This window comes from Lipingzhangella halophila (assembly GCF_014203805.1).
GTDB lineage: Bacteria > Actinomycetota > Actinomycetes > Streptosporangiales > Streptosporangiaceae > Lipingzhangella > Lipingzhangella halophila.
In genome coordinates this window covers 5,569,900-5,582,238 of sequence record NZ_JACHJT010000001.1, presented here as the reverse complement: position 1 = coordinate 5,582,238, position 12,339 = coordinate 5,569,900, and the positions used below count along the sequence as shown (strand labels likewise).

The 12,339-nt window shown below is 68.8% G+C and carries 11 protein-coding genes, 2 tRNA genes and 2 pseudogenes; 8 read left to right on the top strand and 7 right to left on the bottom strand.

Annotated features, from left to right (window positions below):
- Positions 1 to 376: 376 nt before the first annotated feature.
- A tRNA-Lys gene (locus F4561_RS25410) sits at positions 377 to 449 on the bottom strand.
- Positions 450 to 1,002: 553 nt separating this feature from the next.
- On the opposite strand from F4561_RS25410, the gene F4561_RS25405 reads away from it, so the two are divergent.
- The 5 genes from F4561_RS25405 to F4561_RS25390 all read left to right on the top strand — a co-directional run bounded on the left by F4561_RS25405 (position 1,003) and on the right by F4561_RS25390 (position 5,581).
- A complete protein-coding gene (locus F4561_RS25405) occupies positions 1,003 to 1,413 on the top strand; it encodes an alcohol dehydrogenase catalytic domain-containing protein (RefSeq protein WP_184582362.1) in 411 nt (136 codons plus the stop codon).
- On the top strand, positions 1,392 to 1,526 hold the full coding sequence (locus F4561_RS33415) for a hypothetical protein (RefSeq protein ID WP_281384121.1): 135 nt from the start codon (positions 1,392 to 1,394) through the stop codon (positions 1,524 to 1,526). Before F4561_RS25405 ends, F4561_RS33415 begins: the two co-directional genes overlap by 22 nt.
- A 104-nt stretch (positions 1,527 to 1,630) precedes the next feature.
- On the top strand, positions 1,631 to 2,851 hold the full coding sequence (locus F4561_RS25400; protein ID WP_184582360.1) for an MFS transporter: 1,221 nt from the start codon (positions 1,631 to 1,633) through the stop codon (positions 2,849 to 2,851).
- Positions 2,838 to 3,590 carry a MerR family transcriptional regulator gene (locus F4561_RS25395; RefSeq protein ID WP_184582358.1) on the top strand — a complete coding sequence of 251 codons (753 nt, stop codon included), beginning with the start codon at positions 2,838 to 2,840 and terminating at the stop codon, positions 3,588 to 3,590. Before F4561_RS25400 ends, F4561_RS25395 begins: the two co-directional genes overlap by 14 nt.
- A 62-nt stretch (positions 3,591 to 3,652) precedes the next feature.
- Positions 3,653 to 5,581 (top strand): S9 family peptidase, encoded by a 1,929-nt coding sequence (locus F4561_RS25390; protein ID WP_184582356.1) that lies wholly within the window; start codon positions 3,653 to 3,655, stop codon positions 5,579 to 5,581.
- A 167-nt stretch (positions 5,582 to 5,748) separates the two neighbouring features.
- Here the strand turns inward: F4561_RS25390 and F4561_RS25385 are convergent, their stop codons facing one another.
- Both F4561_RS25385 and F4561_RS25380 read right to left on the bottom strand, forming a co-directional pair.
- On the bottom strand, positions 5,749 to 6,351 hold the full coding sequence (locus F4561_RS25385) for a transposase family protein (protein WP_184582354.1): 603 nt from the start codon (positions 6,349 to 6,351) through the stop codon (positions 5,749 to 5,751).
- A 207-nt stretch (positions 6,352 to 6,558) separates the two neighbouring features.
- A complete protein-coding gene (locus F4561_RS25380; protein WP_221445620.1) occupies positions 6,559 to 6,798 on the bottom strand; it encodes a hypothetical protein in 240 nt (79 codons plus the stop codon).
- Positions 6,799 to 6,823: 25 nt separating this feature from the next.
- Here F4561_RS25380 and F4561_RS25375 point away from each other — a divergent pair.
- Together F4561_RS25375 and F4561_RS25370 are read left to right on the top strand one after the other, a co-directional pair.
- A pseudogene (locus F4561_RS25375) lies at positions 6,824 to 7,965 on the top strand (IS701 family transposase).
- Positions 7,966 to 8,249: 284 nt separating this feature from the next.
- Positions 8,250 to 9,043: pseudogene (locus F4561_RS25370) on the top strand (IS5 family transposase); the annotation flags it as partial.
- A gap of 449 nt (positions 9,044 to 9,492) precedes the next feature.
- On the opposite strand, the gene F4561_RS25365 reads toward F4561_RS25370, so the two are convergent.
- Genes F4561_RS25365 through F4561_RS25355 form a run of 3 tightly spaced genes read right to left on the bottom strand, consistent with a single transcriptional unit; the run spans position 9,493 to position 11,056 of the window.
- On the bottom strand, positions 9,493 to 9,720 hold the full coding sequence (locus F4561_RS25365) for a hypothetical protein (RefSeq protein ID WP_184584272.1): 228 nt from the start codon (positions 9,718 to 9,720) through the stop codon (positions 9,493 to 9,495).
- Complete coding sequence (locus F4561_RS34065) at positions 9,635 to 10,096, bottom strand: class I SAM-dependent methyltransferase (protein WP_376773682.1); 462 nt, start codon at positions 10,094 to 10,096, stop codon at positions 9,635 to 9,637. The genes F4561_RS25365 and F4561_RS34065 overlap by 86 nt, the downstream gene beginning before the upstream one ends.
- A 21-nt stretch (positions 10,097 to 10,117) precedes the next feature.
- On the bottom strand, positions 10,118 to 11,056 hold the full coding sequence (locus tag F4561_RS25355) for an AraC family transcriptional regulator (protein WP_446684983.1): 939 nt from the start codon (positions 11,054 to 11,056) through the stop codon (positions 10,118 to 10,120).
- 80 nt (positions 11,057 to 11,136) lie between these two features.
- Here F4561_RS25355 and F4561_RS25350 point away from each other — a divergent pair, with 80 nt between their 5' ends.
- Entirely contained in the window at positions 11,137 to 11,934 is a 798-nt protein-coding gene (locus tag F4561_RS25350; protein WP_184582348.1) for an NAD(P)H-dependent oxidoreductase, read from the top strand.
- A gap of 323 nt (positions 11,935 to 12,257) precedes the next feature.
- Here F4561_RS25350 and F4561_RS25345 read toward each other — a convergent pair.
- Positions 12,258 to 12,331: transfer RNA gene (locus F4561_RS25345), tRNA-Ile, on the bottom strand.
- Positions 12,332 to 12,339 lie beyond the last annotated feature (8 nt).

Genomic DNA, 12,339 nt, shown 5'->3' with positions numbered 1-12,339 from the left:
GGTCAGCTGCGGGTGCCCCGAGGGGCACCGTTGATCATGTGGGCCTGCCGGATCAATCGTCACCTGGGAGGAGAGCCCTTCGTGGCGAGGTGATCGTCGTGGCACTCCCGGACGCAGTCACCCGTCCCGGGTGTGCGGGAGGCGGCGAAACGGGCTCCCCGGTCGTGTTGCACATGTGGTGCACACGCGTTCGGGTGACTGTTCCGCGGCCCGTCACCCCTCATCCAGCGAGGGTTCTGGCACGTTCGACGTCGACCTCTATCCCGCTGACCTGCGCGGATGACTGAGTCCAAACTGGGGAGCACACATGGAGCACACGCAGCGCGGATTTTTGGTCAGCGAACCGGATAAACCCATCGTGACCTGGAATTTTGAGTGAGCCCCCAGGGGATCGAGCCCTGAACCCACGGATTAAAAGTCCATTGCTCTGCCAGTTGAGCTAAGGGCCCGCTGAAACCCCATCTACCAGGGGCATCACAGGCGAATCAGGCTACCATAAGAGTCCTGCCCGCTAAGAGTATTGGCAGCTCACGTGATAGTCCCTGCCAAAGTCTGTCAGTCGGCGCCATTCGCGTCCATATCCGCCGAGCAACCACCGAGCAGCCACCCGGCCGGCGCACCGACTTCCCCTGAGGACGAGTCTTACTCGACGGCACGTCATTGAGGATCGGAGGAATTGTCAAGACCTGTGGACGGGTGTCTCACGCGGCGTGTCGGTGGTCTCGTGATTCGTGGTAGGTCTGGTCGTCGGGAAGCTCGACGAGTTTCCCTTCTCGAAGGTCGCACCGACGTGGACCAGTGCGACCAGGCGGGTGCGTTCACGGCGCGCCACCGACCTCGGACGGCGCAGGGCCCTCGAAGGGCTGCGGCGGCTGCGCCGTCGCCCTCCGCAACCCCCGGGGTGTGCTGCCCGATCCGGACCTGGGGGATGGGGCCTACCCGGGCCTGCTGGCCTGATCTCCGACCGCTCCCGTTCTCGACCGACGGCAGGACGCCCCGCGCATGCTCGCATGGACCACGACCCCCGACACCCCGGGCGGTCTCACGTTCGCCCCGGCTCTCGACCCGGTCCCGCTGCCGCACGAGGTGCTCGTGTGTGTCGAGGCCATCGCCCCGAACCCCGGTGACCTGGCCGGTCTGGCGGACGCTCCTGCGGGAACGGTCCCCGCCTGGGACGGCAGCGGGGTGGTGCTCGAACCGGCCGCCGACGGGACCGGGCCGACGGCGGGGGAGCGGGTGCTCTTCCTCGGTCTCTCCGGCGGCTGGGCGCAGCGCCGGGCGGTGCCGCGGGCCATGACCGCAGCCGCTCCGCGGACGTCCCCTTCGAGCACCTCGCCACCCTTCCCGTCCCCGCCACCAGCGCCCTGCGTGCCGTGCGGCGGCTCGGCTCCATGCTCGGCCGACGGGTCCTGATCGTCTCCGCGATCAGCGCAGTGGGCCGGATCGCCGTGCAGCTCGCCGCGCGTTCTGGGGCCCGGGTGGTCGCCATCGCCCGGGACTGGGCCCGGCACGAGGAGTGCAGCTGAGGGCCGGCCCTGCGCGGGAGGGGACCCGGGGAGGGAAGTGCCGGGTCACAAGCCGTTCTCTTCGTGCTTGACCCCGACGTGACGTCAGGGTCTTCGCTGACCACATGCCACTCGTCGCACTTGCCTACTACGCCTCTCACCTGCTGAGCCTGCTCGGCAACGGCATCGCCTCGGTGGCGCTGCCGCTGATCGTCTTGCAGACCACGGGCAGCCCGCTGGGCATGTCCGCCCTGGCGACCGCGACGGCGGTCCCCTCTGTCGTGGTCGGCCTTCTTAGCGGGGTGATCATCGACCGGATCAACAGGCTTACGGCATCGGTGGTCTCGGATGTCATCTCCGCCGCGGCGATCGCGGCGCTACCGCTCGTGGACATGCTGTGGGGTCTCGACCTCGTGTGGTTCATCGTGTTGGGCATCCTGGGCGCGTTCGGGGACGTGCCCGGCATGACGGCCCGTGAGGTCCTCGCTCCAATGGTGGCCCGGCACGCCGGTCTCGATCTGCGGCGCGTGGTGGGCGTGCGCCAGACCTTGACCTCCGTCGCCTTGGTGGTCGGACCCGCTGCCGCCGGTGTGCTGCTGGCCGCCGTCGACTCCATGGCCGTGCTGTGGATCACGGCGGCGACATCCGCGCTCGCAGCGGTGCTGACCCGGATGCTGCCGCGCCGCCTCGGGCAGGTCGACTCTTCCCGCGCCGCGCGCCGGCCCCTGATGCGGGAGCTCGTGGATGGCCTGCTGGTCTTGGGAAGGAGCCGATTCCTGCTGGGCACGACCTTCCTGGTCCTCGGTCTGGCCGTCGCGCTCGGCGGACTGCAAGGGCTGGTGATGCCGGTGTACTTCGACCTCATCTCCCGTCCCGAACTGCTGGGCCTGGTCCTCACCGTCTTAGCAGCCGGAATGCTGGTCGGAGCGACGATCTACAGCGCCGTCGGAGCCCGGTTGTCGTCGCGGACATGGCTGTCGGCGGGGTTCATCGCCACCTCCGTGGGATTCGCTCTGATGGCCTCCCTCCTCTCCCCGGCGGTAGTGTTCGTCGGGGCGGCAGCCCTGGGACTCGGCAATTCCGTGGTCAGAGCGGTCACCGGTGTCCTGCAGGTCCAGTACGTCCCGGGCGCTCTCCTCGGACGGGTGCTCAGCGTGAAGATGGCCCTAATGACGGTTGCCGCGCCGGCGGGGATCGGGCTGGCAGGTGTGCTCGCAGAGCTCGGCTCGCCACTGCTGGCCGCGGTCAGCGTCACCGGGATGTGGATCGTGGTGCTACTGGCCGTGATCGGTATGCGTGCCCTGCGCGACCTGGACTTGAAGGAGGTGCCCGATGCTCAGCAGTGAACTCGCCGACCTGGCTGGCGTCACCGTGCGCACGCTGCGCCACTACCACCAGATCGGACTGCTGCCCGAGCCGCCGCGAACATCAGGGGACTACCGGCAGTACGACGTCGGCCACCTCGTGCGCCTCCTGCGGATCACGCGGCTGACGGCGCTGGGTGTCCCCCTGTCCGCCCTCCCCGAGGTGCTGGACGATCCCACGGTGGCCGAGGAGCTGCTCGACCAGCTCGATCGCCAGGCCGCCGCCGAGATCGAGCGGCTCACCGCCCGCCGCGCCAGCATCGACGTGCTGCGCAGCACCGGAGCCCCGCCCGACCTGCCGCCGGAGCTCTCCGCCTGGCAGGCGGTGCCCGGTCCGGGCGTGTCCGAGGACATGGTCAGGTACGAGCACGAGCAGCTCATCCTGATCGCTCACCTGCTCGGGGAGAAGGGCGCGGCAAGACTGTCCGCCCTGCTCGATGTCCCGGAGGACGCCAGGGCGGCCTCCGCCGCGCTGACCGCGCGCTTCTACGCCCTTGACGCCGACACCCCGGACCACGAGGTCGAGGCACTGATCGATGAATGGGTCGAGCACATCCGACCGCTCGTGACGACCACGGAGCGCATGTCGTCCCTCGACCCCCTCGCCCCCGCGCTGCTGGACCAGCTGGCCGCCCGCACCCTCCGCCCGGTGCAGCACCGCGTCGTGCGCGCCCTCCAGCAGCGCGTCGCACGGGAGCGGCCCGACCCGCACGACACTTGAGCCCGACGCGGCGTCATGGGGTCGACTGGTGCATCCGCACCCACCGACCAGGAGGTTCCGTCATGACCGCCGTTCCCGCCCTGATCCCTGTCGAGGATCTCTACGCCCCGCCCACCCGCAGCCGCGCCGTGCTTTCGCCGGACGGGACGAGGATCGCCTACCTCGCCCCCTGGCACGGCCGGCTCAACGTGTTCCTCCGTGACGCCGACTCGGACTGGTCCGCACCCGACCTTGAGGACGGCTCGGGAACCCCCGCCGCCCGGCGGATCACCTCCGAGACCCGGCGGAACATCGACCGGTTCTTCTGGAGCGTCGACGGCCGCCACCTCCTGTTCCAGCAGGACACCGACGGCGATGAGAACTGGCATCTCCATCGCGTCGACCCGGCGCGGCCCGAGCAGCCCGCGGTCGACCTGACCCCGTATGAGGGCGTGCGCCTCCTGGGCGCGCAGCTGTCGCCGGACCGGCCCGGAACGGCGTTCGTGCAGCTCAACAAGCGCCGTGCCGACCTGATCGACTTCTTCGAGCTCGACCTCATGAGCGGGGAGCTCACGCCTGTCGCCGAGAGCTCCGGCGACGTGATCTCCTGGCTGCGTGTCCCGGGGCGGGTGCTGGCCTTCACGATCGAGGAGGGCGGCGAGCACGTGCTGTCCGAGCGGACCGGCGGCGAGACGCGAACGATCGCCCGTTTCCCCCGGTCCGACATCCTCTTGGGCGTCGTCCCCGCGATCCCCACCGCGGACGGCATGGGGCTGTGGATCGGGTCCGCGCGCGGCTCGGACCTCACCCGGGTGGCGCGCCTCGACCTGGAGACCGGGGAGGAGACGGAGGTCGACAGCCATCCGGTGTTCGATCTGGACACTCCTCGGCCGGAGGTGGATCCGCGATTCGCCTCGTCACTCATCCTGCATCCGGCCACCGGCGACCTGCTCGGCGTCCGGTACCTCGGCGACCGCCAGGACATCCACGCACTTGATCCGCACTTCGCCGAGATCCTGCCCCTCCTGACCGAGCTCTCGGACGGCGACCTCTCCCACGTCTCCACCGATACGACGGGACAGCGCTGGGTCGTGGAGTTCACGCACGACCGCGACCCGGGCGTCACCTGGTTCTACGACCACGCCTCCGGAAAGGCGCGTCGCCTGTTCCGCCCATTCCCGCATCTCGACCCCGAGCAGCTGGCCCCGGTCACCCCCGTGACCCTCACCGCCCGTGACAGTCTGCCCCTTCCCAGCCACCTCACCCTCCCGGTCGGCCTCGAGCCGCGGAACCTGCCGACGGTGCTGCTCGTACACGGCGGTCCCTGGTACCGCGACAGCTGGGGCTATGACCCGGAGGTGCAGCTGCTCGCCAACCGAGGGTACGCGGTGCTCCAGGTCGACTTCCGCGGCTCCACCGGCTACGGGAAGGCCCACGTCGAGGCGGGGATCGGCGAGTTCGCCGGGCGCATGCACGACGATCTGATCGACGCCCTCGACTGGGCGATCGACCGAGGCCTGACCGACCCGGACCGGGTCGCGATCTACGGCTGCTCCTACGGCGGCTATGCCGCGCTTGTCGGAGCCGCCTTCACCCCCGACCGGTTCGCCGCGGCGATCAGCTACACGGGCATGTCCGACCTCGTCGACCTCGTCGAAGGGGTGGTCCCCTTCGCCCGCCGTGCCGTCGAGAACAGCTACCTGCGCCACATCGGCGACCCCGAGATCCCCGAGCAGAGGGCGGACATGCTCGCCCGCTCCCCGATCAGCCGGGTCGAGGACATCACCGCCCCGGTGCTGCTGATCCACGGCGCCAACGACGTCCGCGTGCACCGGCGCAACTCCGATCGCGTCGCCGAGGCCCTGCGCGACCGCGGCCGCGAGGTCGAGTACCTGCTCAACGAGACCGAGGGGCATTGGTTCATCAACCCCGAGAGCAACATCGAGCTGTACAGGAGGCTCGAGAGCTTCCTGGCGAAGCACCTGGGAGGGCGCTCCTCGGAGGCGTCGTGACATGACGCCCGGACCCTCACCGCGGGCGCGCCGAGCGCCCGCGGTCAGGCGCCGACCAGGGCGGGCTCGCGTCGGCGTTCCTCGGCCCGGTAGCGGGCGGGTGAGGCGCCGACGACACGAAGGAACGTCGAGGTATGAGACCCGTTCATTCATCCCAAGCGCCGGGCCTACAACGTCATGACCCGCAACGGCTCGATCCGCCGCCATGAGCGGGTCTCCGGGTCGCGGAAGAACCGGGCGCGGGCGAAGCGGTGCTCGTCGATGCCCAGCTCACGAACCGCCACAGTGCCCGCATCGGGCAGGGTCATCGCGGCGGCATCGATCGCGTTCTGCACCGTCCACCAGGCCACGCCGAAGGCGGCGGCGACCTCGCCGACGGCACGGCCGGAGTCGATCACCGCCTCGACCAGCTGCTCGCGCAGCCGCCGCGAGCACCGCGCCCGGGGCGGGAGCTCGTCGGTGGCCTGGGTGAACGTTCTGCGCGGGCAGGCCGGCTTGACGCAGACCATCCGCGGCTTGCGCACCACCACCTCGACCGCGTCCCCACCACAGGGGAGGTCCTTGACGTGCTGTCGCGCCCAGGCGTGGACCCGGTCAGAGAGCACCCCGCAGCCCGGACAGGCCCCGTCCCACTCGCGGGCCTGGAACACCACCTGTCGGCCGCCCAAGGGCAGGTCGACGGCGTCGATGATGTCGTATCCGGGCATGTTGAAGACGATGCTGGCAGCCTCACGCCCATCGCGCGGCTGCGAGCACATATGCTCGATCACGGCTCCTGTCCTTCTGAAGCTGGATGTCTGACAACACCCATCCTCAGCAAGGGCACGAGCCGTCTTGCGTCACGACACGACCACGCTCAACTGCGAAGAGCCAGATTACCCCGACGAACCCGAGCGCGGACAGCAGCACTTGGCCGTGGCCGGACGTCTCGTAAGTCGGGCTCGTCGAGAGTGGCGTCCGCGTCCGCTGCTCAGGGCTTAGCCGGATGGTTGGACGGCCCAGTCGGGCATCGGGGGGAACGGTGCGAGCCGGTAGGTCGGGGGTTCGGTGCCGTGCAGGTGCCGCACGAGGTAGTCCCAGGTGCGCCGCGTGACGTAGTGGTACCTGCCCTGGAAGGTGTGCTCGACGCCCGGGACGACGAGCATGTCGACGTCGGCATCAGCGTCGATGAGCGCGTCGACTAGTACTGCAACGACAGGTTGCGATGTTGTGGCCACTCACGGTAGGTATTCGTGGGTGGTCGTGACTGATCTTGAAACGTGGTCGCGGGAGTTCTTCGACTTCCTCGCTGGCTTTGCTCACCGTTTCCCTCGTGTGGAGTCCCGCCGCCAGGCGGCCTCCTACCTGCGCGGGCTGCTCAGCGAACTCGAACGCAAGAATGGCTGGACTCTGGCTGAGACGGCCGGCGAGCATGGCCCCCAGCGCCTGCAGCGTCTGCTGAACTTCTATGCCTGGGACACCGACGGCCTGCGCGACGATATTCGCACATGTGTCGCCGAGACCATCGGTGATGCCGACAATGGTGTGCTCATTCTCGATGACACCGGGTTCCTCAAGAAGGGCGCGAGATCGGCCGGGGTGGCCCGCCAGTACTCTGGAACCGCCGGGCGGATCGAGAACTGCCAGATCGGTGTGTTCCTCGCGTATGCGGGACCACAGGGGCGGGCGCTGATCGACCGGGAACTCTACCTTCCCTCCGCCTGGACCGAGGACCGCCAACGGTGCCGGGCGGCGGGAATCAGCGACGATATCGCCTTCGCCACCAAGCCCGATCTGGGGCAGGCTCTACTGAAAAGGGCGGTGGAAGCGGGAGTTCCCTTCGGATGGGTCACGGCAGATGAGGCCTATGGCGGAGTCAGCCGCCTACGGCGATGGATGGAAGAACGCGCGATCGCCCATGTGGTCGCCGTACCGAAATCGCAGATGGTGATCACGATGGATCTGGGCAGTCTCGCGCCGACCGTCTGATTGCCGGTCTCGGCGAGGAGACATGGCACCGCCTGAGCTGCGGTGAGGGCGCCCATGGGACACGTGTCTATGATTGGGCCTCGGCTGATATCCGGCCGTTGCGCGAGCCAGGAAAGGCCCACTGGCTCCTTGCCCGCAGGAACGTCAACGACCCCGATAACCTCGCCTACTACATCTGCTTCGCCGACGAGAGCACCACAGTAGAGGAACTGGTGCGCGTGGCCGGGTCCCGGTGGGCGATCGAGGAGTGCTTTCAGGCGGCCAAGAACGAAACCGGGCTGGACCACTACCAAGTGCGTGGCTACCGCGCCTGGTATCGCCACATCACACTGTCCATGGCCGCCTCGGCATTTCTCCTCCGGCTGCGCCAGGCGCTGAAAAAAGGGGATCAGAGCGCGACCCGACCGCGTCCTTGATTCCCCTCAGTATCAACGAGACCCGCCGTTTATGGAACCGCCTGACCGTACACATCGCACGTAGCGCTGATCACGTGCCGAAATGGTCGGAATGGAGACGGCGCGCCCAGCAGCGAGCCCGCGAAAGCCACTACCGCAGACGCCAACCTCACAACCTGTCGTTGCAGTACTAGGTCCTGTTTTTTGGAATCGGGAGCGAGGCAGGGCCCGCGCTGGCACACTCGAGGGCCGTGTCCGGTCGTTTCGAACTCACCGATGCCGAGTGGGCCCTGCTCGCCCCGCTCATGCCCGACAACCCGCCCAAAGGCGGCCAATGGGCCGAGCACCGCCGCATCATCAACGCGATCCTCTACCGCATCAGAACCGGCATCCCCTGGCGCGATCTGCCGGAGCGCTACGGCCCCTGGGAGACCGCGGCCGGGCGCCACCGCCGCTGGTCCAACGACGGCACCTGGTAGCGCATCGCCGATCGGCTGCGCATCGACGCCGATTCCGGCGAGGAGCTGGCCGCCGGGATCGACTCCACCAGCGTGCGCGCCCACCAGCACGCCGCCGGAGCGGCGAAAAAGGGGACCACGTGCGGGAGGAATCGGACGGATCGGAGGCACTGGGGCGCTCCCGGGGCGGACTGACCACCAAGATCCACCTGCTGGCCGACCAGCACCGCCGCCCCCTGGCGATCCGCACCAGCCCCGGCCAGCGGGGCGATGCTTTGATGTTCGCGCCGCTGATGGGCGACCTGCGGCTGCCCCGCACCGTCGGTCGCCCGCGCACGCGCCCGGACCGGGTGCTGGGCGACAAGGCCTACTCCTCGCGCGCCAACCGGGCCCACCTGCGCCGACGCAAGATCACGGCGCCCATCGCCCAACCCGCCGACCAGCAGGCCCACCGCAGGCGCAAAGGCTCGGCGGGCGGCAGGCCCCCGGCCTTCGACCGGCGGGCCTACCGCGGCCGCAACACCGTGGAGCGGGCGATCAACCTGCTCAAGCAGAACCGTGCGGTGGCGACCAGATACGACAAGCGGGCCGCGGTCTATGACGGCACGGTCCAGCTCGCCGCGATCCGGATCTGGCTACGCGACCTCACCCGTTCAAAAACACGACCTAGACGCATCCGGAACGCATCCGAAGGGACGGCCACGATGAACGAGCTCCGCCAGGAGTCCCGGCGCCACGACGCCGAAGCGCCGGATCCGGACCGAGGCGGGGAACACCAGGGGCGGACGGACCTCTCGTTCCTCGCCCCGCCCGGCGAGCTGGCCGACTGGCGCATGGTCCTCGCCTACGAGGCCGGTGCGACCAGCGGGGCCCTGGCGGAACTTCCGGGCACACCCGGCGAGCTCGCGCGGCGGTGCGACCTTGACGAAGGGGCGCTGCGCGCGGTGCTCGGCCAGCTGGTCGCCTACGGGATCCTCACCGCGGACCACAACGGACGGCACGCGTTCGCATCCGGAGCTCCACGGGGGCCGAGCACACGACACTGCTCCGTCACGCCGCCGCGATCCGGCGCTGGTCCGGCCTGATCGGCTCACGGCTGCGGGACCGCACGGCCCACCACGCCGGAGGGCATGACACACCCCTGGTACGGACCGCGGATCGCTCCGCCCCCTGGCGGCCGCCGCCCGGCGTTCGGCCAGGGCCAGGCCGGGTAGTCCCCGGCGCTGTGCGCGTCACCGACGTCGGTCCACACCAGCATCTGGAGCCCGAAGCCCGCCGACACCTGGTCGCGGCCGCGCATGTAGCTGACGATCGCCACACCGCCTTCCGGGCTGACGACCGTCCGCAGCCGCCATGTTGGTCACCGTTGAGCAGAACACGAGGTCGAACGGTCCCGGCGCGAGGGTCGTGGCGAGGTCGCCGGCGAACAGCTCCACACCCTCCTCCTGGAGGTCGTTGCGTGTCCGCGCCTCGTCAACCACCCGGGTAAGGTCCTGCACTGTCGGGCGCCGCCCGCGCCGGGCGAACTCGCGCGCGTGCTCACCGTGGCCACCCCCAAGATCGAGGATCCGCTCCGCGTGCGGGAAACCGCGCAGGCACACGTCGACGACCACCGGTGAGGTCTGACCTGGACCCTGGGGGTACGCGTGCACCCGTGGAAAACGTGCGTTACCTACTTTGCTTCCGGCCAACATCTGTCAGTTCCGGGCTCTTCGCTACCCGGCCGACGCGCGACGGTACTGGCTGGGGCGGAGGCCGTACTCGCGGTGGAAGGCTGTGCTCAGGGCGTAGGAGCTGGAATAGCCGACCTCGCGCGCGACGGACTCGACCGTGGTGTCATCGCGCGCGAGGAGATCGGCGGCCACGCACAGCCGCCAGCTGGTCAGATAGGACATCGGGGGCTCTCCCAGCAGGTCGGTGAATCGCCGTGCCAGCGTGGCGCGCGAGACATGAGCCTGACGAGCCAGCAGTTCAATGGTCCATGGCTGGTGAGGAGCATCATGGATGGCCGCGAGCGCGGCCCCCACTATCGGATCTGAGCTTGCCTGATACCAGCCGGGGGCCTTCGCTTCGGGGATTGCGAACCAGTCGCGCAATGCGCCGACCAGCACCAGATCCAGCAGCCGATCCAGAATGGCCTGCTGGCCAGGCTCGTCGCGAAGGATCTCGTCCTCCAGCAGTTGCAGTGCCGCGGTTCTCTGGACCGCGCGCGGCACCACCAGCACGCGCGGCAGGGCACTCAACAGGCGGTCGGCCACGCGTCCCGTGACGGTGAAGGATCCGGTCAGCATGGCGTCATCGGCATCCAGCTGCGTTCCGCACGTACGAGTGCCCAACGCGATGCTGTCTGCGGCATTGCCCGCGGCGTCAAGGCAGACGCCGTTCGCGGTCTGGATGTACATGGGCGCGGGGCTCGCCTCAGGGGCGCTGGTCACGTCGAAGGGGGCCGGGCCGACGATGACCGCTATGTCTTGGGGCTTCAGCCGGTGGGGTTCGGTGCCGTCCACGATCCATGCGTGGCCGCGGAGCATCGTGACCAGGGACAGGGAAGCTCGTTCCGCGAACGTGGCGGACCAGGGCGGGTTTGCCAAAGTCCGGCCCAGCAGCGCTCCAGATGATCGGATGTGGTTGAGCACATCAGTCAAGGTGTCCACCATGCCACGTTAGACGGTGGATTATCCATATGAGACCGCTGGCGATTCTCCGTCTCACGGGAATCGTGTGTGATGGGCGCATGAACTCCTTTCATGAGCCGACGCCAGGCCGTGCCCACTGGGTCTACACCCACCCTCGACACGATTCGCTGAACCGGCACCTGATCCGCGCTGGGAGCGCCGCACTGTCCGAACAGTATGAGGTGACCGTCTCCGACCTCTACGCTGACGGGTTCGACCCGGCGCTCAGCGAGCGCGACCTGGGCGGCCTGTCCGGAGTCCCCGGAAACCTCGCTGAGCTCACGGGCGAGGCCTATGAACGGGGAGAGGTAGAGCCCGAGGTGAGGCGGGAACAGGAGAGACTCGCCGCCGCCGAGCTGCTGGTGCTGCAGTTCCCGCTCTGGTGGTACGGACCTCCGGCGATGCTGAAGGGGTGGGTCGACCGGGTGCTGCAGACAGGGTTCGCCCAGGGTGAGCTCGATGACTCCACAGGTCTGCCGCGCCGGTACGGGGACGGGCGTTTGATGGGACGGAAGGCGCTCATCATCGTCACCGCCGGCGATGACCAGCGCACATTGGGGCCGCGCGGCGTCAGCGGCGATCTGGAGTCGCTGCTGTTCCCGCTCACCCATGGCGCCCTGTGGTACGTGGGGATCGAAGTGCTGGACCTTCACGTGGTCTACGACGCGGACGGCATTGACGGTGCGGGACGCCAGCAGCACGCCGAGCGCCTCATCAAGCGGATCGCCGGCCTGTCCGGCGAGCGCAGCCGCCCATTCCGCCGGCTGCTGGACGGAGACTATGACCGGGAGACCCGGGCCCTCCACGAGGATGTCCACCCCGGACGCACCGACCTCGCCATCCACTACAGAGACTGAGCGAATCAGAAAGAACGACGCCCTGGACCACGCGGGATCGTCCCGCACCGTTCCGAGCGGGCATCGATCTTCGGCAGGTAGTCGCTCGCCAGCTCCAGCTCGACCCGGTCGAATCGCTCCGGCGCGGCGACGGTTGCGGAGGCGGCTCTGCCGATGCGCAAAGGATGGGTTCAACGACTTCTAAGACGACAGGAACTTTCGGCGTGCCTTCGGCACACTCAACCGGATGTGACCGCCAGCCCTCGTAGCCAGCCGTACATGACAACACCGCGCCGTCGGCCTGTTTCCTCAGGTCGGCGGCGCTTTTCTGTGCTCAAGGAGGGTGGGCCGGGCGGGGCTCGAACCCGCGACTCAGGGATTATGAGTCCCATGCTCTAACCTGCTGAGCTACCGGCCCATAGCGTG